Consider the following 22,910-nt stretch of genomic DNA (forward strand, 5'->3'; position numbering starts at 1 on the left):
ATGAACAGCACGACCTTCAGAAATTTCAATAATCTCATTTCTCCTAATTCCATCATCGCGTAGACAATTTTTTGTAACCTCCTAATTTCAAGAAATAAATTCGACAAAATTCTAATTCGGTACATGAATTGCTTGCGGGTAATGCCTGGGACCCACAAGACCACGCACGTAGATCAACAAAATTCACCACAAAGCCACAAGCCTAGTGGGATTATCGACTACGATGTATCTGGTCAAATCAATGTAGCAACAGCCGCATTCTTTAACGTTTTGAACGACGGTGAGGTTCACTACGTCTAGATGATCACGTTCATTTTTTACCACACCTGCAAACCGAAACCTAATGGATGAACACAATGACTAGTTATGTTACCCCCGTATGCAGAATCAGCTTTCCAGCGTTTATTACCATGCTGTTCATTGCAGCACTTTCAGCTCTGCCCTACCATGTTCAGGCAGCCTCACTCACTCTTTCTTGGGCGCAGAACAAAGAAAGTGATCTGGCGGAGTATAGAATTTACAGACGAATTCCCCCTTCAACCAATTATGGCGCACCCGTTTTTTCCGGGTTGCCATCAAATCCTTCATCTCCGTCAAAGACTATTTCCGGATTAGCAGACAATACACGATACACATTCATTGCCACTGCTATCGACTTAGCAGGAAATGAAAGTGCGCCTTCGAACGAAGCCTCTGGAGCTACTGGCGGATCAACCTCACCGCCTCCGCCGCCTCCACCTCCTCCAGCCCCACCAGGGCCTCCCGCTCCTCCTCCACCGCCAGGGGGGGCTAACGTGTCCATTAACTTTCAACCCTCCTCTGCCAGCACCCCTGCGGGATTCCTCAAAGATGACGGCTCCCCTTTCACAGCCTCCCGTGGCTACGGCTGGTCGACACGTGTCAATACCCGCGAACGCAATCGCTCGAGTAATCAGTCCCTCGATACCCTCATCCACTTTGACAAAGGTACGAACGTCACCTGGCAATATTCGCTCCCCAATGGCCAATACAGCATCTCGTTAGCCAGTGGGGATCCTTCTTACGATCAGGGGCCTCATCATGTCCAAGTCGAAGGCATCACGGTCATTAACAATGTATCAACCACGGCAAATAAATTTATCACCGTTACCAATCGCCTGGTGACAGTAGCCGACGGAAAACTGACCATTCGCCTCACCCGAAAAGGTGGAACAGCGAAAACCATCTTGAATTATGTGCGGATCGCATCGGCAGGAGGATCAACTCCGCCACCACCTCCAGGACCTCCCGCTCCTCCTCCACCGCCAGGGGGAGCTAACGTGTCCATTAATTTCCAACCATCGTCCGCCAGTACGCCTTCGGGATTCCTCAAAGATGACGGCTCCCCCTTCACAGCCTCTCGTGGCTACGGCTGGTCGACACGTGTCAATACCCGTGAACGCAATCGCTCGAGTAATCAGTCCCTCGATACCCTTATCCACTTCGATCAGGGCACGACCGTCACCTGGCAGTATACGCTCCCCAATGGCCAGTACCGTGTCTCGTTAGCGAGCGGGGATCCTACGTACCATCAGGGACCTCATCATGTGCAAGTCGAAGGCATCACGGTCATTAACAACGTATCAACCAAAGCCAATGAATTTGCGACGGTCACCAATCGCGTAGTAACCGTTGCCGACGGAAAGCTCACTATCCGCCTCACCCGTCAAGGCGGCACGGCGAAAACCATGTTGAATTATGTGCGGATCGTCCCCAATTAGTGACGACATTCCACACATCATGACTTGCTTTTAGATGAGTGTAAAAAGTAATCGTCAAGAACCCATACGATTCGAAAATATGCGATGAAAAAATGACGGAATGGGATAACTTAAGTGTTAGACAAGATGGCCGATATATGTATGCATGTGGAACTCAACGTTCATCGAGATATACGCACAAACAATAGGGACACTCATTCACATGATCAGCTAAGGAATACAGCGTCTACCGTTATAACTTAGGAAGGCTCCTTCCCGATAAGGGCAAACCTACCGTGAGGTAGGGACGCAAAACCACGGATCAGATGGGCTCATATCTGATGGCCGGGTCACCGAAGGAAGGGCAGATGTTCAGTCAGCACCCCGCGGAAATGGGGCCTTCTTCGATTTTTCTATTTAAGGAGGGGCCTCATATGTTCACTTGGAGCCGAAACATACCCGTTATCGTTCTTGCCTTTGGGTTACTATTCTCACATTCCACTATAGTTTCCGCTGCCGACAAAGATGTCGAGTTAGAGTGGGCTCCAAACCAAGAAGAGGATTTAGCTGGCTACAATGTTTATCATGGCACACAATCTGGGCACTATGGCCACCCCGACAATGCCGACAAGAACACCTCGTATCGTAAAGAAGGCCTTACCGCCGAAGAAAAGCATTACTTTGCCGTTACCGCATATGATAATGCGGGCAATGAGAGCGCTCCCTCCGAAGAAGTCAGCACAGAAGCAGCAACCGTATCACACAAGCTCTCCGTTGCGATAACGGGAAGCGGAACCGTTTCAAGTGCTCCTGGGGGCATTGGATGCACCACATCCTGTAATGCCACCTTCGCTGAAGGACAATCCGTTACTCTCTCTGCCGCACCAAAATCAAACTGGAAGTTTTCGAATTGGGGAGGGGCATGCTCCGGATCGGGTTCCTGTGTCGTCACGATGAGTACCGCGAAATCCGTGACCGCAACATTTAAGGAATTACCTCCAACGACGACAACCTATACACTTTCCGTTTCGATTACAGGAAACGGAACCGTTTCAAGTGATCCTTCGGGCATTGGATGCACAACCGCTTGCAAGGCATCATTCACTGAAGGACAATCTGTCACTCTCTCTGCCACTCCACAATCTAACGCAACCTTCTCTCAATGGAGTGGCTCCTGCTCGGGATCGGGTTCATGTGTCGTCAGCATGAATGCCGCGAAGTCTGTATCAGCAACCTTCGTGACCGCGCCAGAACCACCAACCACGCCGCCCCCCAGTGGCGAAGCCGTCTCCATTAATTTCCAACCCTCGGGCGCCTCCGTTCCGTCGGGCTTCCTCAAGGATAGCGGGGCCCCGTATTCCAGCAGCCGTGGCTATGGCTGGTCGACCCGGGTCAACACCCGTGACCGCAACGCCATCAAAGATCAGTCTCGTGACACCTTCATCCACTTCGATACCGGAACGTCAGCCACCTGGCAATATAATCTCGCCAACGGCAGCTACCTTGTCTCCCTCGTCAGTGGCGATCCCAGTTATCCGCAGGGGCCACATCATGTCATGGTTGAAGGACGAACGGCTATCAATAACGTCACCACGCAACCCGGGCAGTTCAAAGTTGTCTCAAATTTCCCGGTGACCGTCTCGGATGGCAAATTAACCATTAAGCTCACCCGCAGCGGAGGAAAAAGCAAGACCATCTTGAATTACGTACGCATTGCTCCGGCCGGAGGCACCACACCTCCACCACCAACTACGCCGCCCCCCAGTGGCGAAGCCGTCTCTATCAACTTCCAACCTTCGGGAGCATCCGTCCCGTCGGGATTCATCAAGGATGATGGGTCACTCTTTTCCAGCAGCCGCGGCTATGGCTGGTCGACCCGGGTCAACACCCGTGACCGCAACGCCATCAAAGATCAGTCTCGTGACACCTTCATTCACTTCGATACCGGAACGTCGGCCACCTGGCAATATAATCTCGCCAACGGCAGCTACCTTGTCTCCCTCGTCAGTGGCGATCCCAGTTATCCGCAGGGGCCACATCATGTCATGGTTGAAGGACGGACGGCTATCAATAACGTCACCACGCAACCCGGGCAGTTCAAAGTTGTCTCAAATTTCCCGGTGACCGTCTCAGATGGAAAATTAACCATTAAGCTCACCCGCAGCGGAGGAAAAAGCAAGACCATCTTGAATTACGTACGCATTGCACCGGCCGGAGGCACCACACCTCCGCCACCAAGTTCGCCTCCAACGAGTGGAAATGCCGTGTCCATTAACTTCCAACCCTCAGGCGCGTCCGTTCCGTCGGGATTTATCAAGGATGACGGAGCAACATTTTCCAGCAGCCGTGGCTATGGCTGGTCAACCCGGGTCAACACCCGTGAACGCCACTACCTGAGCAATCAGTCCCGGGATACCTTTATCCACTTTGATAAAGGCAACACAGCCACTTGGCAATATAATCTCGCCAACGGCAACTATCTCGTTTCCCTGGCCAGTGGTGACCCGAGCTATGCCCAGGGTCCACACCACATTGAAGTGGAAGGAAAGGTCGTGTTTCCAAATGTGCGAACACGAGTCAATGAATTCCTCACCATCACCGATTTCCTAGTCACCGTCAAGGACGGGAACTTGACCGTTAACTTGCAACGGGAAAGCCAACATGTCATCTTAAACTATATCACGATCACACCTGCACCTTAGGCTTCGGCTAGGGTGCTCTGAACATGAATTCGTTTACTTGTTGCAGTAGGCTTTATTTGAACTCTGCTTTAAAGGAAGACTATGAAAACACTGAAAGTCAAACGACGAACACTCCTGCTCCTGTTTGCAACCTTGCTGTGCTTTTCAACGGATCCCACGAGGGCAAGCGTCCTTGGCGACGTCGCGAATTCCATGCCGGCAGGCAGTTGGGCAGAACTGAAAACGAATGGGTTTACCCCTAATTACTTAAAATATCCCGGCGGGAACAATGCACTGTCGACTCAGTACATGGGCGAAGGCACGTGGGATCCAATCGGCAAGCAAGTTCTGTTTCTCGGATCAGGACATTACAATTCTTCACAACTACATATTTATTCGGACGAATCGAATACCTGGACACGGGATCTCCTTGTCATGGGTCAAAAATCTTCATTGGGACATGGGTATAATCATAATACGATTTCCCCCGAACATCGTCTTTTAGGATTTGTGAAAATTACTCCAAGTTTTACCAATATCTATCATTACGATATTACAAAAAAAACATGGAGGAAGGGTGTCCAGGGGCCCAATGGGGGCGGCATCGCGCATGCGCTTGAATATTTTCCCGAACGGAAAAAATGGTATGTCTTCGATGGATCCAACGGATCCGTTCGAGAATATGACTACGATTCAGATACCTGGAGCGTGTACGCATCCAAAAAATATGAATGTTTTCAAGGACCAGGACAACCTCAAAAAGGATGGTATCACAATTTTGCGTCCTATAACCCCATTACCCATGCCATCGTCTTCGGGGGCGGGAATACGAGTGCCTCAGGATTTCCAACGTCAAAATCTTGGTGCAAGATGGACGCAAATGGAGTCATCACAAAACTACCAGATGCTCCAACCATCTTACAGCTTCCTCATGCCAAAGAAGGTGGACTGATTACCGTCGATCCAGTAACGGGCGACCTCTTGGTGTTGAATAATGTTGGGAAGTTTTATGCGTTTAACTTCAAGACAAATACGTGGAGCGTCATCGACGATCAGGCAACCAGACCAAGTGCACTCAATCGCTCCTCAGCCAATACCGTCGATGGCTTCGTGGTGCCGATAAACACATATGGCGTAATCATGTACGGGGATTATGCGGGAGATAAATCAACAATCTGGTTGTACAAACATGCGCAAGGCGGGACACCCGTGACTCCCCCTATCGCCGAATCAACTCCAGGCTCCGGAGATCAGGCCTCGCTCGATAACGTTCCACCGAGCTCACCGACCCAACTGGTCGTCATAGGACAAGACAATCCACCTCCTCCGAATGGGGATACACCAAACGCACCACCATTACCGAGCGGACCGTTCGCCACACTGTGCCAACAAGCTAGCACGATTTATTGTCAAGATTTCAATGATCCATTACCAACGGATAAGGGCGACCTACGCGAAGCCATCACATCAAATGATGGACGGTGCGAGGCACTACAAAGTGATCCCACAAAGGGCTGTCCGGAGATTGACGCCGGCTCCTTAAGGTTTATCGTCCCGTCAAATAGTGGGAGTGGAGGGTCCGGACAATATCATGTTCGCTTCGCCGACTATTTAAATGGGCAATCCATTGGGCCAGGGCAAGAAGTATTCATTCAGTGGAAGCAACGGTTTTCAGCAAGTTTTTTGAATACAAAGTTTGATCCCGGTGCCGGATGGAAGCAGGGCATGATTGGGGCTGCCGATGAATACTCGTGTTCCAGCAATGAAATCGTGCTTGTTGACACGAATCAGCACGGATATCCCAACATGTATCATGCCTGCGGCTTCAATGATGGAATTGTCACGAGGGTGGGGCGTTATGATTTTGATTACCAACCTGGAGGCCCTGGACCGTGTCTTCGGTCTGATTGGCCAGAAAATTCACCGACATGCGTGGAATATGTGCCGGACGAATGGATGACCTTTCAAATCGGCCTCACACACGGTCAACCCGGAGAAAAGAGTCGTGTACGATTATGGGTTTCGCATGAAGGGAAACCCAGTATCTTAGCCATCGATTTTCTCATACAGCTCCGTAACAATAAGGGATATGGCAAACTCTGGTTCTTACCGTACCAAACCAACAAAAACAAAAACCAAGCCCATCCAGTTGGGTATGTCTGGTACGATCAACTCATCATCAGTCACACTAAAATTCCTGATTGATCGTTGAGATACATCGATACGTATCAGTGAAAAACTAACCTCCCACGCCTCTTGCACCACATACGTCGGGTCTGCACAGACCCGACGTATGAACCTTACCCCACTGCAAACGTTACACGATTACCATTGTCACAACAGGTATTCACATACCTCTTGCGATTGTAAACCTGGTCACGTTTACACCGATGGGTCGAATGAAGAATGTCGCTTGGTAGGGCCTATCTCAACGATAGCGAATCCAAATAAGTTCCAGATATAGCCGTCCCACATAAACTTCCACTAATTGAAACGTTGTCTCTCGTCGGGTTGCTTGGAGGACTTTCAACGCGATATTCAACGTGTCAAGAGTACGGAAGTTCATGGAATCGGCTAGAGACTTAGTGAGAAGCAGAACTTGGAGGAATCTTCTTCAGCAATGTCTGAAACTGTGGCGCTTGCTTCAGTGTTTCGGTCACTCGCACTGCCATGGCTTGACTTCCGGCATCCTTAAAATGCACCGAATCATTAAAATGTCGATCGTCGCCGGGAATACGATTTTCACCGCCTATGAGCAGAATATCGTGCGTTTGAGCGGTTTCACGAATGACGCCGTTATATGCATCAAATGCTTCAAATAACCCCTGTGGCGTCATATAGGGCATATAATAAATGGAGGTATTCATCGCCTGAAGCTGTTCGTCCAACGCTTGTTCTTTCCTGAATTTATGGGAAAATGTTGCGAGCGCAACAAGTTGTGCGACAGACTGGCTCGCCTGCACGAGTGGTTCGAGCTCTTCAGAAAACTCGGTTGCGATCTCAGCAGAGTGAAACACAAGCTGAGCCGTTCCCGCTTTAGCCTTGTTTTGCCGTTCATGTAACTCCAGGTTTTTTTCGATGAGAAACCAGGTTAGAGACCACTGGGCAAGCCAGCTGGGATCTTCGGTTCTACCAGAAAAAATACCTTGCGCCCTGGCCAACTTTCGCGTGATATAACTCAAATCATTTGTGGCGTGGTAAATCACGATTATATCTGGAGAAAGTGATTTCACACGATGTTCTAGGGTTAAGAGCGACTCCCCAACAGAATAACCAGGAACAGCAGCATTGAGATAGTCGAAGGTAACTTCAGGGTACGATTGCTGAAGGTCTTTCCAGACAAGATGGGGCCACGTCATCTCATTTCCACTCACTTCCGCACACCAGGTCGTCGACCCGCCGAGAAATGCGAGACGAACAGTGCCTGCAGGCTTTGGCATCTGCAATTCAGGACTCCTAAACCCCAGTGAATTAACCTGAATCCGTCCAGTCGTGCTTCCTGGTTTTGGAACGCGAAGCCCCGTCTCCTGATCGACCGTAAAACTTTGCACCGATGTCGTCGCGGTCCCATACTTGACCCATTGCCGAACACGCACAGCCGTTTCCAAGACAACAACAAGAATCAGCACACTGACAAAAACCGCGGCAAGAATTAGCTTCAGCCTTGCCTTGCCACGTTTGGTCTTACCGTTCATTTCGACAACACATCCTTTACGGACACCTAATTATTCCTCAAAGAGACAAGCGAATCCAACTGATTTCCATTCGTAATCTTAGCTATGTTCATTACGGAAGCCTAGAGGGATAAAAAATATAGCGTACGTTGAGGCCTGCCCCGCCTGAAGGATAGATTCAAATTGGTCATGATCACAATCGAAAGTTCTATAATTCGACCAAAAGCACTTGAGCAACACGAGCAAGCCTTCCCATTCTATAACACAGGTGAATAAAAAAGGTCAGAAAACCTCTATAGCGAAACCAAATAACTTCCAGCCGAATGTACATCATGTACACAGCGCAAAAACACACGTCGTACAGACGGAAGTATATGGGGACGGCTATAGCAGGATCATTGAAGCAACCGAAAGATCATGACCAAATATGAAACTACGAACACAGGGAACAATGTGACGGGAATTTGGCGGCAGGAACAGGTGGTGATACTATGAAACTTTCCGACACTTCTCGATTAACAGGTTCAACTTACTCATCGAATTCTCCCAACTGTGATGTGAGAGTACACGCGCTCGGCCACTGCGAGCAAATCGCTCTCGGTCTTGAGGACTATCCAGAAGGCGAAGAACGGCATCTCGATATCCTTCGATGGTTGTGGCTGTCAGAAAATGCTCACCAGGAACCGCGTCAATCCCACCTGCAGCCTGCTCACTGGTGACGACAGGAATTCCCATGGCCATAGCCTCAAGCAGCTTATTTTGCGTCCCTCGTGCAATGGTTAGAGGTGCTACGTTTACCGCAGAACGATAGATATATGGCCGGACATCATCCACAGATCCCGTTACAGTCACATTTGGCAGGCTCCCCAGCGCGCGTATGGCTCTTGAAGGATTAGCCCCAACAATCCAGAGTTTGGTATTCGGCCGCTTCTCCAGAACCCTCGGCATGACATGTTGGCAAAACCACAACATACATTGTTGATTTGGGAAATAGTCCATACGGCCAATAAATGAAATGACATCGGGATCGTAGGGGTCTTCAATGGGGCAGAAGTATTGAGTGTCCACGCCATTTGGGAACCAGTCGGTCGGCACAGGAACACCATAGCTATTCAGGGTGTCCAGTTCAGCCTTGGTCGTACAGGTACAGAACGTAAATTTCTTCGCGAGCTCCTCTTCGGCTTGTCGGAGTTTCACACTTTCAAGACGATACCCGAGTGATAACGGGAAGCGGCGAAATTTGGAGTAAATCAACCATTTTTGAGAGTCCATATCGCCAAAGTCAAGAATTTTTGGAATCGTCCGCACATCAGCAACATAGGGTGCGACAGAAGAGCAGTGGACAAAAATGAGGTCGAAATGATGTTCAGCCAGTGTAGTATCAATTCGACGTTTGAGGCGAGGCGAATAAAAATAGCCCATGCTAGCGGGAGACGTTGTCGGTAACGTTCCAATCATGCGGAGAACGGCGGCAGATGCATCCACTTGTTCAAACATAAAGTCGTCGCAATAGTCACGGATACCCATCGCGGCTTCAGACTCTTCAGTAGAGCGCGTCAAGGACGCCACGGTGACCGTATGCCCCTCCCCACTCATATGTTTGATCATATTGAATGGACGGATTTTTCCTCCACGAGTTGGCGGATAGGGAAATCGATGGCAGAGGTAGAAAATATTCAATAGACTAACGCATCCTGAAGTTGTGCGGCGACGTCGGCAGGTAGCTCGCCATCCAGATACATGCGACTCCATAATTCAAAATTCATCAAGGCGAGCAAGTGATCGGTATGGTCCTCTTTATTCGCCTCATGGAGGGCGATGGTTTGCTCGATTTCTTTCCAATCAAATACCCCGCGTTGCTGTACCGATTCTTTGGAAAGTACGGACCTGAGGAGCGGGGCAAGAGCGCCTTTCAGCCATGCCCCCATCGGTGCACCAAACCCACGTTTCTTGCGATGTAGGATGTCCTCCGGAAGAATACCCTTGAACGCGACTTTTAAAATATGCTTCAAGTGTCGGCCGTGAATTTTATATCGAGATGGCATACGAGCCGAAAGTTCAACGAGCCGTTGGTCCAAAATTGGGACTCGACATTCCAGTGAAGTCGCCATAGTCATTTTATCGGTGAGCATTAACAAGTCATCGGGTAATTGAGTCGCGATATCCACATGAAGGAGACGCCGCAAGGCATCGCCATTTCCCGACTCCGATAACACGGCCCCTAAAGAATCCACTTCACTATTACACGGTTCTTGGAGCAATCGACTTCGTTGTACGCGACTAAATACTTGGACATACGTACGATAACGCTCATCAAATGAGAGTTCATTCGAGAGCATAAAACTTCGTGCGTAGCGTGACAAATTCAACAGCGGTGAATGACGATCGCTCGGGAGACGATGAGCCAATGGAGTCAGAACATTGCGGCGCATCCACTGAGGCAACCGATTATAATATTGCGCATAATACTCTCCAAGATACCGACGATAGCCGCCAAATAATTCATCGCCCCCAACACCTGACAGAATCACGGTAACATCGCGCCGTGCAAATTCCGCGACTAAATACGTTGTGATAAATGCGGCGTCGGCCATCGGCTCATCCATATGCCAAAGCAGGCGAGGAAGCAACTGTGCGACATCCGGCTTGACCAGAATCTCTTTATGATCCGTACCAAACAGCTCAGCAACTCTGCGAGCAAAAGGCAGTTCATTGTAATACTGAGCTCCATCGGAACCTTCGAATCCAATCGCGTACGTCTTGACCGGGTGCGTGCTATGTTTGGCCATCATCGCCACTACGCTGCTTGAATCAATACCCCCACTGAGAAAAGCCCCGAGTGGGACATCGCTCACCATTTGTGACACGACGGCCGTTTCGAAGGTTTCAAGGACCTGGTCCGCCCAATCCTGCTCATTCAAGGAATGGTCAACCGTGTCTGAAAATTGCCAATAACTCCGAATATCGCATTGGCCATTCTCACACACCATGAGCGAAGCAGGCGGCAGCTTCCGAATACCACGAAACATGGAATACGGGGCCGGGGTATAGCCAAGGGTCAAATACTCTCGAAGTGCCATCGGGTCAAGTTCCGCGTTGACTCCTGGGACTGCTAAAATTGATTTGATCTCAGAGGCAAAGATTAACCGGACACCGTCGTTACAATAATAGAGCGGTTTGATACCAAGGCGGTCGCGGCCCACCAGTAATCGTCGACGCGTCGCATCCCACAGCGAAAATCCGTACATGCCGTCTAGGTGAGAAACGCAGTCGTCTCCATACTCCTCATAGGCATGTACAATCACTTCGCTGTCCGTTCCGGTTTGAAACGTGTGGCCCAAGCCACGAAGTTCTTCTCGTAATTCTCGAAAGTTATAAATTTCGCCGTTACACACAACCCAGATGGTTCCAGTTTCATTCGATATCGGCTGATGCCCTCCAGCTACATCAATAATAGCGAGGCGACGCATTCCGAGAAGAACGCCATGTCCCACATACTCGCCGTCATCATCCGGTCCACGATGGGCCATGACATCACCCATGCGTTGGAGCACGCTGGGTTGTCCAGGATCTTGTCCTGAAAAACTAAAAAGTCCGTAAATTCCACACATTGAAGATTACCTTAAGCTGTTCTTCCCAAAATCGAGATCAGATAGTTATGGTTCAAGCTACCATTATGACTTCACTGACATCACATCATGTTCTCGTAGCGCGTCTATAAGATAGCGCCCAATCGCTTCATGAGCCGCAGCATTGTAGTGTGCATCAAACGGTGCGACAGGCAAACGACCCGTTTGCTCGTACAGTTTGCGCAAGGGCTTTCGCACATCCAAGAACGTCAGCCCTCGAGAGGTCACCATATCCTGGAGTTGAGATTGATACAGACGAGTCTGGCGCTCATCTGACACCTGAGAGGGAGAGGGAAAGGGAAGCAAGGCAAAACTCAGCGTGAAACGGGACTTCTTTGCCATAGCCGCAAATGCCTCGACTTGCTGTGAGACAAACCCTAGCCATTGCTCCACCTGGGCATCCTTTTCTCCACGCATCACTTTGGCAGCCACACTCTGCTGCTGTATCCAATTTTTATAGTGACTGTGCAGCCAAGCGACGAGCGCACTCTTACGCGCGGCTTGAATCACATACCATTTCGCCAGTACACGACCGACGGGTTTTGCATCCAAATCCAACATATACCAGTCACGTGCCTTGACTCGCGTATAATATACCTGAATATCCATCTCTCCCATGCTGTACATATCAAGAAACACCATCACATGATCAGGCTCAACATCGACACCAACCTCCTCAAGGAAATTGAGTTGCTGTCGAAGGGTAAAGGCTCGGATACCAAAATTTATTACCCGAAAGGTTCGAGCATGGCTGTCGCGATTGAGACCATCTTCAAGGACACTCGTCAACAGTCCTGCATCGGGAATTCCTAACCCGTAAACCTGTGTTCCTCCAAATACCAAGATACGATGCTCATCAGGTCTCTTAGAGCCGAGCTCTGCTCCTCGCAACCCTAAGCTATTCAGCGTAATCGGCTCATCGTACCCATAATGTTGATCTCCAGGTATCGGTGCATATCCAAATCTGGAATCTGGCTGGACGCGGAGTAACGGCAGATACTCAGTTCGAGGAGCGCCGATCAGGATACGGATCACTCCTTCTAGAAGCAGAACCAGCGCAACGAATGCCCCGATGAATTTCATAACCAATCGAGGCAGCCTAAGAACAACGCATCAGTTCAGAATCACCCTCCACCATGACATACGGTACCCAGGTACGCTATGCAACAACAAGGGGTTAAAGGTGTACGATTCTCAGGATTTACTGGACCTCACCTATCGATTACGGCCACCGCAAGCGTGACACGTTAACCAATCCGCTGACTCATTGAGCAAAATGACAGTGAACTCGTATAGAATAATGATCTACACCGTTCAACGCGTGAGCAATAATGAGTCTGGAGTATGGAGCACGAGAGTTTCAAAGATAAGGCCCTGTGAGATGAAAGCCAACATGACAACACCGCAAGCTCATGCCGTGCGTTGCGTGCAAACTGCAGACATGAAACTACCAACAGACTCCTTGATAATTTCCTCGTAGACGATTTTTTTGTGGAATATTCACAAGATCCAGAATGATCTGATCATCCCGTGTCTGTTGAACGAGCACCTCCATGATCGCCTTGTCATTGAGCCCCACGATGAGTACGTCTGCTTTTTCGACAAGGGATTCACAATTTTTGGTCATTAATGAGGCGATATGAGGAATCGTCTCTTCGATAAACCGACGATTCGCTCCCATCAGTCTTGCGACATTGACTTCAGGATCATATATTTGCAGATCAAGCCCTTTTCCGATAAAGCGTTCGGCCATAACAACCAATGGACTTTCTCGCAAATCATCTGTACCACTTTTAAAGCTCAGTCCGATCAATCCAATGGACTTTTTCCCAGCATTCAACACGGTCTCAATCGCATGATCAATATGGACTGTATTGCTTGTGAGAACATTTGCCAGCATCGGTACCGACACATCTTTGGTCTTCGCCACATACAGCATTGCCTTCAGATCCTTTGGCAGGCACGACCCACCAAAGGCGAATCCAGGCCGTAGGTATGCAGGAGAAATGTTCAGACGCGTATCTCGACACACCATATCCATAACGGCATGCGAGTCAACAGTCATTGCTTGTGAGAGGCGTCCAATTTCATTCGCAAACGTCGCTTTGAGGGCATGAAATATGTTGCAGGCATACTTCACCATCTCCGCCGTTCGGATAGACGTGACGATAAACTCACAAGGTAAATGGCCAAACAGGTCACGCAGAACTTTTTCCGCACGTGCCGATTCGGTACCCACCACCGTTAACGGCGGATTGTCATAGTCTTTGATCGAAGACCCTTCTCGAAGAAATTCAGGCTGAAAACACACATCGAAATCCTGTCCATTTTTCTTGCCAGAATGCTCTTCAATAATCGGAGCAATGATGTCTTCCACCGTACCAGGGAAGACGGTCGAACGAATGACAAAGACATGATACCCGGCCTTCACTTTCATCGCTTTGCCGACCTGCTCACTGAGCCGCCGAATCGCCGTTAAATCCTGACTGCCGTTCGAGCGTGCCGGTGTCCCCACACACACAAATGACACATCCGATCGCTCCACGCCATCCATAGCATTATCAGTCACTTGCACGCGTCCACTTGTGGCCGCATCGCGCATTAACGTTTCCATACCTTCTTCAATGATGGGTGTCGCACCTTGACGAATCAACTCCAACTTGGTCTGCTCCAGGTCAACACCGACCACCGCATGTCCATCTCGAGCCAAACATCCCAACGACACAGCACCAACATATCCAAGGCCAAAAATACTGACGTTCATCGCTTCCTCTTTGTGTATGAAATCAAGTCCACTACATTAGTCCAATTAGGGCTCAACTCAGAAGCTATCTAGGCTCATTCTCGAGTCCTACTATCGGCAAGAACCTTACGTTTCCTAAGCCGCTATCCCATTCTCTCTCGTGAAATCCACCTGTCTCGATCATAACGGAAAAGGTCTCATCCGTATACCATCATGACTCATCACTAACTGCCTTCAGGAAGCTATCCTGTAGAGAGGATTCCTTGAATTTTCATACTCACAACAACAGAATAAACCTTCGATGATCCCTCATTCCAAAGCGAACAGACTAGAAACCACAAAACCAAACAAACCTTCTTTAAGTCACAGAATAATCACTGATATCGTCTAACTGCTGTCGAGAACACAACCCATAGTGCCTTGTCAGTGACAAAATTGACACCCTACGACTTCTTTGCTAGTTTTCTGATCTCACCCCATGCCTATGGCATAACTCTATTCGTCGATATCGTGGAATCTACAATCACCGAGCGTGAGTCCTCAAATTAAGTATTCTCCATGTCTAAGTCCATGATACCAAATAACGCCTATATCATGATCATCGGGGCGATGAAGAGCGGTACCACAACCCTGTATTGGCACTTGGTTCAACACCCACATATTTGCCCCTGCATACATAAAGAACCAGAGTATTTCTCGGAAAATCAAGGGCATGGAGTCCATGTGGAGGAGTATGCCGACTTATGGGACTTCGATCCAAATCGACATACGTATGTGCTTGAGGCCTCCACAGGATACACCAAATATCCTTCTGAGCCGAATGTGGCCAAAAACATTAAAGCCTATGGGATCACACCAACCTTTTTATATGTCGTGAGAGATCCTTTTACACGTATTGAATCGGACTATAATTTCTCATTAGATAAAGAATGGTTTGATCCGAAGTTACCGATAACCGACGACAGATATGTCAGTATTTCAAACTATTTCGAACAACTCGAACCATACCGCGAACATTTTGGGTTACATAATATTAAAGTCCTTGATTTTGATGAATTGGTCTCAAACCCAAAACATCTGCTTACGTCACTATTTGACAGCCTTCAACTGAACGGTGATGATATAAAAATCGTTGATGAAGTGAAGCATAAAACACGTGAATTATCTCAAGCGCAAGTTTTCCTGAATATGCACCCTCGGATGCAGTCTGTGGCAAGCTTCCTCCCTGCATCGGCAAAGCAACTCATCAAAGGACTGTATAAACCTGTTTCTCGAATGAGTCAAAAGAAACGGCTCTCTGAAGAAGAGAGAGCCATTGTTCATGACAAATTACGACATGACATGAGTCTGTTTCAGGAGCGTTATGGCTTTTGTGTTGAAAAGTGGGGGTTTTCTTAGCCACATGTCGGCTTCTGCGCCTCACAATGACAACGAGCAGCCATTGTGAGGATAAGACCTCGTGTTCATGACCATGTACGGCATAGATTACCAACCCAGAGCACTGACGACTCTAGTGGCACAAACATCGAAAAGGCCATCAGAGAAGAAAAGCACAAGTTGAGCAGGTACGCTCAAGCGTTATCGCATAAAAGCCGATAACGCTTGAGAAACACTAATTCGCATCACCCCAACATTACGGTACATTGATTGAACATTCGCTACTGATGGATACACCATCCTCATGAGCTGCCTCAGCAGAAAATGGGACGAAACGCATGTACCCATCATCGCCTTCTCACATACGATCTGGGATGGCCAGTGGGCAGGACGTCAACACACCCTGTCTCGGTTGGGAAAGCGGGGCTGGCCTGTGCTCTATTCCAATGGAGCTCTGTACTCGCATCAATGTACCAATGCGCAATATTTTGGATACGAAGAGCAAAAAGATGATGTCCGGCTGTACAAGCCGGGAAAGATTCTTCCGAGAAACTACAAGATCCCCCTTGCTGATCGGTGGGCCGTAAAACATCATTGCAAAAAACTCAAGCAGATATTGTCTATCGACCACAATGACGAGTTCATCGTCTTTTGTTTTAACCCTTCCTTTTTCCCATATGTCCAAGAATTAAACCCGACCTATGTGCTCTATCATATGTTCGATGCGTATCACTTTATCGGTGAAGTTGAAAATCAGTACCATGAACAGCTCGTCAACATCGCCGACCTGGTGACAGCGGTCAACAATACGGTGTGGGATGAAATGATCAAAAATCCGGCACTGGAACGGAATATTGTCGAAAATGGCGTTGATATCTCATCATTCGATAATGCTCGGCAATCCTCGGATATCTCCAGTCAAATTGAAAAGATCCCGGGTCCCAGAATAGGGTATCTAGGCACAATTAATCGAAAGCTTGATTATGTGTTGCTGAACCAATTGGCACAGAAGTTCCCTGATTGCCACTTTGTGTTTATCGGACGCGTCATGGACAACTCGATCAAATCAGATGAACAAAAATGGATGTCCTACCAAGAATTCTTTCAACGAGACAATGTCACCTATGCAGGACAAATTACCAAAGAACACATACCGTTCTGCCTGGATTTGATGGACATTCAGATTGCGCCATACCTCGGCACAAAAGAATCATGGATGTTTGCCGCGTACCCACTGAAAATCAATGAATACCTGGCATCGGGGAAACCCGTTGTTTCTGCCTACACCGCTCCAATCAAGCAATACTTTGAAGGGTATATTGATATTTGCCAAACAGCCGAAGAATGGGTAGACGCGATCCAAAGAAACCTTGATGGCACATCAGCCTCAACGCGTGAAGAAAGAATCATGTATGCCCGGCAAAATGATTGGGAAAATAGAGTCGATAAATTTGAACAGTACATTCACACTCTGATCGAACATAAATCAGCATGCTGTTCTTAATCTCCGGCTGCTCATGCTCGTGACCAGTGATGATTTTGGCATCTTCCGTGTTAACATACATACACCACCGGCTCACATGAAATTGCTAGCGTTCCATAGACCATGCGCCAGAATCCACAATCAGTACTAAACACGCTTATGAATAACGATCATCATCAACCTGAAATGCCTCTCCCACTTTTTAAACTTGCTATTATTGGGATCGGAAAGATTTCATACGGTTCACACATTCCAGCGGCACTGGCATCACCCCTGGTACAGGTTGTGGGGTTTGTCGACCCCGAGACAAACAGAGCGCAACAGATTGCCAATGAATTTGGTCTTGCGGTTGAAATCCAATCATCCATATCCAACATGAAAGGCAAGGTTGATGGTGCGCTGATCGCCACACCCAACCACCTTCATGCTCCTCTGGCCATAGAATGTTTACAGAACGGGATACATGCACTCATCGAGAAACCGCTGGCCTCTACCCTACAAGAAGGTCTGGACATCATCGAAGTGGAAAAGCAAACAGGAAAACAAGTGGCCGTCGGTTATTGCACAAGATTCTATCCAAATTTCCAACTCCTCAAGGACTTACTTGACCAAGGGTATTTTGGAACGGTTAAAAAATTTGCGTATCAATTCGGCACTCCTGGGGGATGGGCCACGTTTTCTAACTACCTCATGAAACGTCAAAGCATTGGGGGGGGGGTCCTCGTTGTGACGGGTACACATTTCCTTGACCGTATGCTCCATCTCTTTGGGTTTCCTGATGACATTCAGCTCAAAGACGATTCCTTGGGAGGCCCAGAGGCCAATGCAAGAATGTTCATGAAGTTTGGGCAAGGGTCTAATCCAATTTTGGGATATGTCCATTTTTCCAAAACAACCGCCTTACCATCAGGATTGGTATTGGACACGGAAAAAGGACAAGTCTTACTCCCTGATAATATGAAAGATCTAGTGTTATACCCGTACGATCAGCCTGATTTGAGTATTAATCTAAGCAGAACCAACGGAAAAATATCACAGGCATCTCAATTTCAACAGCAAATTGAAGACTTTGTCTTGAGTTGCCAGCAAAACCGCAAGCCCATGGTTTCAGCCGAGGAAGGGCTATTGTCGCTACGACTCCTAGAGAACGCCTATCAACATCGAGAAGCCCTACCAGATACGTGGTATGAAAAAAATGGGAGGGCCCAATGATGCGAGTCGCAGTCTTTGGAGCATCAGGATTTGCCGGCACAGCCGTTGTTGAGCGCTTGCTTGCGAGAAAAGATGTCGAGGTCTTAGCGGTTATTCACTCAGATGGAAGTGCCTGGCGTTTGTTCCGACGGCTCGATGTCACACTGCAACAGGTTGATATTTTATCGCGCCAACACGTGCGAGATGCGCTTAAAGGCGTCACACACGTGGTTAACTGCACACGTGGCACTGACGATGTCATGCTCAACGGGTTGAAAATTCTGTTAGAAGAAGCTAAGCAAGTCGGGGTACAACGATTCGTGCATATCAGTAGCGTCCTGATTTATGGCGATACACCTTCACCAAACTCTGTGTCTGAATCGGCTCCACCCGATCCGCAAACGAATGCCTATGGCATCCTGAAACTCAAACAGGACCAGATGGTACAAGCCGCCGCTCGAGCTGGCTTACCAAGTACCATTCTCTGCCCCCCCAATATTATCGGTCCGAGTTCGTATTTACTCTCGGGGCTGATCAACATGATTAAGCAAGACCAGTTTGGCTTGATGGACAACGGAAATACGGCATGCGTCACCGTCGATGTCGCCAACCTGGCCAAAGCCATCGAACTGGCCTTATTGAATGGGAACGGTGACGGCACACGCTACTTTGTGACAGATAATTACAATACAACGTGGGCCGAACTCACCAAGTATCTTCTCCCTCTCACCGGAAAAACAAAAGCCATTTCTATCAGTAAGCAAGACATTGAGCGGCATATCACCGCTCCAAAAGTCTCCTATAATCCAGTAGCGTCATTGAAGCACCTGGTGGGCAGCAACGTTCGCGAAGCGTTGCGCTTAGATCCGATGCTCTGCAAAGTCGACATGTTCTTTCGGGGGATCGTGGCAAAATTACCAGGCGACCTAGAAGAAAAAGTCAGATTGACGGTAGAAGGCCCGACCGCAATTGCCAAAGTTACGAATGCGGCACCGATTAATTGGCAATTTTGCTCGGCGCAGATGCGGGGGGTTTTTCATTCCTGCGATCTTGCACAGAAAGAATTGAATTATACCCCGGAGGTGACCTTTCATGAGAGCATGAAGGCCTATATCAAATGGCACAATACCATGAGAGGGTATGACACCGAATTTGCGAGTATCTTAAAGCGGCTCGTATAAGACGTTCGCACCAACCACAGGCCATGGCGACAACTTGAGGCACGAATGGACCTCAACACTTCCGTTCCGCTCGACTCACAAGACTCTGTATCACCTCCTGAGTACCTCGTATCAAGAGTGTGACATGCAACGCCCATTACAACACCACCATACCCATTCACAGTCTCACTACAACGTGAAAACGACACAACTATACACGTCAGTATGTGCGCACTATCGTCCAGACACAATACACGTATTCCAGTAGGAGTGGATGATGAACAACGCTCAACATCCACAGCCACCCATTCAGCAGAGCACAGACTATCTCGCACGTGTCTACGGCGGAAAGAAAGCATTTCTACAACATAGCTACTTTTCCGTCAAAACCATGCTGGGAGGCTACGCGACCTACCGACATATTCACTGGCAGATAATTTCGCGAGTGATTTTTGTCTGTCATGGAAATATTTGTCGCAGTCCATATGCTGAATTTAAATATCGTGAATTGGGCGGACACACCATATCGGCTGGATTGAAAGCCAAAGCAGGCAACCCCGCAAATTCTTGCGCTCAAGTTACAGCACGTAGTCGGGGGATTCAACTGGCAACTCATCGAAGTCAAAATATCCAAGAGGTGTCACTGCACTCAGGAGATTTGCTTGTCGCATTCGAACCAGCCCATGCAAACGCACTCTATAATCAATATTTTAAGGAAAATGCTATTCAAGTAACATTGCTAGGGTTATGGTCTCCACAGCCATGGTCTGTGTACTTTCATGACCCCTATGGATTATCCAATGCCTATTTCGAACAATGCTTCCATCGCATTGATTTGGCACTTGCAAGGATGTGTTCACAATTCCAAAAAACCCAGTAGGCCGTGAGAGAACCGCATTGAAGGATCATTGGAGAAAAGACCATTCAATATTAGTCACCGAAGCTCATGCTATTGGGTCCCTCGCGGTCATACGCTCTCTTGGCCGGGCTGGCTACCGCGTGGTCGCGACGTCTCCGCTCGAAGACGCCTTGGGATTTTCTTCTTCGTATTGCCATGCTTCACATCAGCAACCGTCATATCAAAACCCTGAAGAGTTCATCACGTGGTTGAACAAGATTCTGGATCAAGAACATATAGACTTGATTATTCCCTCAGAGGCTTTTCTATTAGTCATTCGACCATGGTTTCAGCACTTTCAACATATTCTCCCTACCCCAAAAGACCAACGGTTAGTCTATCAGGCATTGAGTAAATGTGACTTATTTCAAGCGTCCATAGAAGGAGGTTTCCGGGAACATTTACCACCGTTTGCTCTTCTTGGAGAAGAAGATGCATTGCCATCCGAAGACGAGTTGCACATGCTTGGAGAACCATTATTTCTCAAAGTTGATGCGGTGTATGCCCGAGATGGGAGTTCTGGAGATGTCATCAAGTGTCAAACCAGTCGCATAGCCAGTGAACGACTCAAACTACTACGACAACGCTACCAAAAAGTTCTTATTCAAGGATATGTACATGGTATTGGCGTGGGGGTGTTCTTATCGCAATGGCAAGGGGCGATATTAGGAGAATTCATGCACAGACGGGTTCATGAAGTCCCGCATACGGGGGGAGTGTCTTCATTACGAAGTGCCTGGAAACACAAAGCCGTCTTAGCTGATGCGAAATTAAGAGCCACACATCTTGAATGGGAAGGCGTGGGGATGTTTGAATATCGCTGGGACCCTGCCAGTGATACATTTTCTTTAATGGAATTCAACTCCAGATTTTGGGGGTCTCTCCATTTAGCCATATTTGCAGGCATTGACTTTCCACGACTCTTAGTCGACGCGATATTCGGGCATATCAACCCTCCGGCCACAGATTATCCTCTTATTCAATGTCGCCTGACGTTTCCCCGTGAAGTTGAATATGTTTTTTCCTGTCTGAAGGATCCTTCCTTTTCGATTTCCCAAAAACTATCCATATGCTTAGAGTTTGGCGTGCTTGGGATCAATCCGAAAATGTTTTCCGACCTCAACTTTCCAGGCGATCGCGCGTTATACTTCAAAATGATGATTCATTCTCTACGCCGCTTTATGTCTTAAGGGAACGACATGGTACTATCGGTTGTCGTCACGATCCCAGCGCACCGATTTGGCTCTCATCATGCGTCAAACTCACATGTTATGATTCCTGAATTCTGACCGCTCCCGTTCACCCATCAACAGGAGATGATGGCCATGTCGATAAAGAATAGTCTGTATGCACTCGCCAAACACACGAAGTTATTTGCACTATCCAATCGTCTCACGAAGCAGTATCTACGAATCGTGTGTTTTCATGGGTTTTCATTTACAGACGAGCATTTGTTTCGACCGAAGTTATTTCAAAGCCCAACGTTATTTGAGCAACGCATGCGTTGGCTCACGCATGCAGGATTTCGCACGGTGACACTGGATGAGTCTCTTGCACTGTTGCATCAGGGAAATTTACAAGGAAATGAAATTGTCATAACCATTGACGACGGGTTTCACAGTGTCTCCGCTCTCGCTATCCCGATCTTACAGAAAATGGGATTGACAGCGACCATTTATGTCACAACCTATTATGTCACACATCCTAACCCTATTTTTCGTCTAGCCATTCAATATTTGTTTTGGAAAACATCACGAGAACAGGTGAAGGTTGATGATATCGTCGATGCGAAACATACCGTTGGAGCGACAAAAGGATTAGAAGGAGAAAAAACGATACAGCACATCATCAATCATGGAGAAACAATTCTCGACGAACCAGGCAGAGTGGGTCTTGCACGCGAGATCGCCAATCGACTCGATCTCGACTTTGAAGAACTCGTGACCTCTCGTCGACTCTCACTCATGTCTGAAGAAGAAGTGACAAACCTTGCACAGCAGAACTTTGACATTCAATTACACACCCACCGCCATCACCTCCCCCCAGACAGCACCGCAGTGAAACGCGAGCTTGAAGATAATCGAGCCGTCTTACAGACCATTACCGGTCGGTCCCTTCATCATTTATGTTATCCAAGCGGGGAATGGACTCCTACAATCTGGCCTCTCTTGGAGAAGGAAGATATACACACGGCGACAACGTGTGAACCTGGCTTGATTTCACTAAACACATCGCCGTTGGCCTGGCCTCGATTTCTTGATTCAGAGACAACGCCACAGATAGTGTTTGAAGCCGAAGTCAGCGGATTCGCCCATCTTCTTCGCACGATGTTGGCACGATAATTTCTCTGCGAAAT

At 48.2% G+C, this 22,910-nt stretch carries 16 protein-coding genes and 1 riboswitch; of the genes, 10 read left to right on the top strand and 6 right to left on the bottom strand.

Going from position 1 to position 22,910, the window contains the following annotated elements:
* Positions 1–544: 544 nt before the first annotated feature.
* On the bottom strand, positions 545–802 hold the full coding sequence (locus tag ACWHX8_RS14020; protein WP_447968750.1) for a hypothetical protein: 258 nt from the start codon (positions 800–802) through the stop codon (positions 545–547).
* Between ACWHX8_RS14020 and ACWHX8_RS14025 the strand changes: the two genes are divergently transcribed.
* The 3 genes from ACWHX8_RS14025 to ACWHX8_RS14035 all read left to right on the top strand — a co-directional run bounded on the left by ACWHX8_RS14025 (position 795) and on the right by ACWHX8_RS14035 (position 6,604).
* Positions 795–1,739, top strand: a complete 945-nt coding sequence (locus ACWHX8_RS14025; protein WP_447968751.1) for a hypothetical protein — start codon at positions 795–797, stop codon at positions 1,737–1,739. The two genes, ACWHX8_RS14020 and ACWHX8_RS14025, sit on opposite strands and share 8 nt — an antisense overlap.
* 253 nt (positions 1,740–1,992) lie before the next feature.
* Positions 1,993–2,076: riboswitch (cyclic di-GMP riboswitch) on the top strand.
* Positions 2,077–2,152: 76 nt separating this feature from the next.
* The gene (locus ACWHX8_RS14030) at positions 2,153–4,420 is read left to right on the top strand and encodes an InlB B-repeat-containing protein (protein ID WP_447968752.1); all 2,268 of its coding nucleotides are present in this window, start codon (positions 2,153–2,155) and stop codon (positions 4,418–4,420) included.
* An 81-nt stretch (positions 4,421–4,501) separates the two neighbouring features.
* Positions 4,502–6,604, top strand: coding sequence for a hypothetical protein (locus ACWHX8_RS14035; protein ID WP_447968753.1), 2,103 nt, complete (start codon positions 4,502–4,504; stop codon positions 6,602–6,604).
* 377 nt (positions 6,605–6,981) lie between these two features.
* Here the strand turns inward: ACWHX8_RS14035 and ACWHX8_RS14040 are convergent, their stop codons facing one another.
* The 5 genes from ACWHX8_RS14040 to ACWHX8_RS14060 all read right to left on the bottom strand — a co-directional run bounded on the left by ACWHX8_RS14040 (position 6,982) and on the right by ACWHX8_RS14060 (position 14,466).
* Positions 6,982–8,094, bottom strand: a complete 1,113-nt coding sequence (locus tag ACWHX8_RS14040; RefSeq protein WP_447968754.1) for an SGNH/GDSL hydrolase family protein — start codon at positions 8,092–8,094, stop codon at positions 6,982–6,984.
* 468 nt (positions 8,095–8,562) lie between these two features.
* On the bottom strand, positions 8,563–9,753 hold the full coding sequence (locus tag ACWHX8_RS14045; RefSeq protein ID WP_447968755.1) for a TIGR03087 family PEP-CTERM/XrtA system glycosyltransferase: 1,191 nt from the start codon (positions 9,751–9,753) through the stop codon (positions 8,563–8,565).
* A complete protein-coding gene (gene asnB, locus ACWHX8_RS14050; protein WP_447968756.1) occupies positions 9,750–11,684 on the bottom strand; it encodes an asparagine synthase (glutamine-hydrolyzing) in 1,935 nt (644 codons plus the stop codon). Before asnB ends, ACWHX8_RS14045 begins: the two co-directional genes overlap by 4 nt.
* A gap of 63 nt (positions 11,685–11,747) precedes the next feature.
* Entirely contained in the window at positions 11,748–12,785 is a 1,038-nt protein-coding gene (locus tag ACWHX8_RS14055) for a hypothetical protein (RefSeq protein WP_447968757.1), read from the bottom strand.
* Between the two features lie 364 nt (positions 12,786–13,149).
* Positions 13,150–14,466: a nucleotide sugar dehydrogenase gene (locus tag ACWHX8_RS14060; protein ID WP_447968758.1), complete on the bottom strand. Its 1,317-nt coding sequence runs from the start codon at positions 14,464–14,466 to the stop codon at positions 13,150–13,152.
* 549 nt (positions 14,467–15,015) lie between these two features.
* Here ACWHX8_RS14060 and ACWHX8_RS14065 point away from each other — a divergent pair.
* The 7 genes from ACWHX8_RS14065 to ACWHX8_RS14095 all read left to right on the top strand — a co-directional run bounded on the left by ACWHX8_RS14065 (position 15,016) and on the right by ACWHX8_RS14095 (position 22,896).
* A complete protein-coding gene (locus tag ACWHX8_RS14065; protein ID WP_447968759.1) occupies positions 15,016–15,843 on the top strand; it encodes a sulfotransferase domain-containing protein in 828 nt (275 codons plus the stop codon).
* A 283-nt stretch (positions 15,844–16,126) separates the two neighbouring features.
* Complete coding sequence (locus ACWHX8_RS14070; protein ID WP_447968760.1) at positions 16,127–17,326, top strand: glycosyltransferase; 1,200 nt, start codon at positions 16,127–16,129, stop codon at positions 17,324–17,326.
* Positions 17,327–17,464: 138 nt separating this feature from the next.
* Positions 17,465–18,517 (top strand): Gfo/Idh/MocA family protein, encoded by a 1,053-nt coding sequence (locus ACWHX8_RS14075; protein ID WP_447968761.1) that lies wholly within the window; start codon positions 17,465–17,467, stop codon positions 18,515–18,517.
* Positions 18,514–19,677: an NAD-dependent epimerase/dehydratase family protein gene (locus tag ACWHX8_RS14080; protein WP_447968762.1), complete on the top strand. Its 1,164-nt coding sequence runs from the start codon at positions 18,514–18,516 to the stop codon at positions 19,675–19,677. The genes ACWHX8_RS14075 and ACWHX8_RS14080 overlap by 4 nt, the downstream gene beginning before the upstream one ends.
* Positions 19,678–19,930: 253 nt before the next feature.
* Entirely contained in the window at positions 19,931–20,536 is a 606-nt protein-coding gene (locus tag ACWHX8_RS14085) for an arsenate reductase/protein-tyrosine-phosphatase family protein (RefSeq protein ID WP_447968763.1), read from the top strand.
* Entirely contained in the window at positions 20,509–21,744 is a 1,236-nt protein-coding gene (locus ACWHX8_RS14090) for a hypothetical protein (RefSeq protein WP_447968764.1), read from the top strand. Before ACWHX8_RS14085 ends, ACWHX8_RS14090 begins: the two co-directional genes overlap by 28 nt.
* Before the next feature lie 135 nt (positions 21,745–21,879).
* Positions 21,880–22,896 (top strand): polysaccharide deacetylase family protein, encoded by a 1,017-nt coding sequence (locus tag ACWHX8_RS14095; protein ID WP_447968765.1) that lies wholly within the window; start codon positions 21,880–21,882, stop codon positions 22,894–22,896.
* Positions 22,897–22,910 lie beyond the last annotated feature (14 nt).

This window comes from Nitrospira sp. M1, from assembly GCF_965152605.1.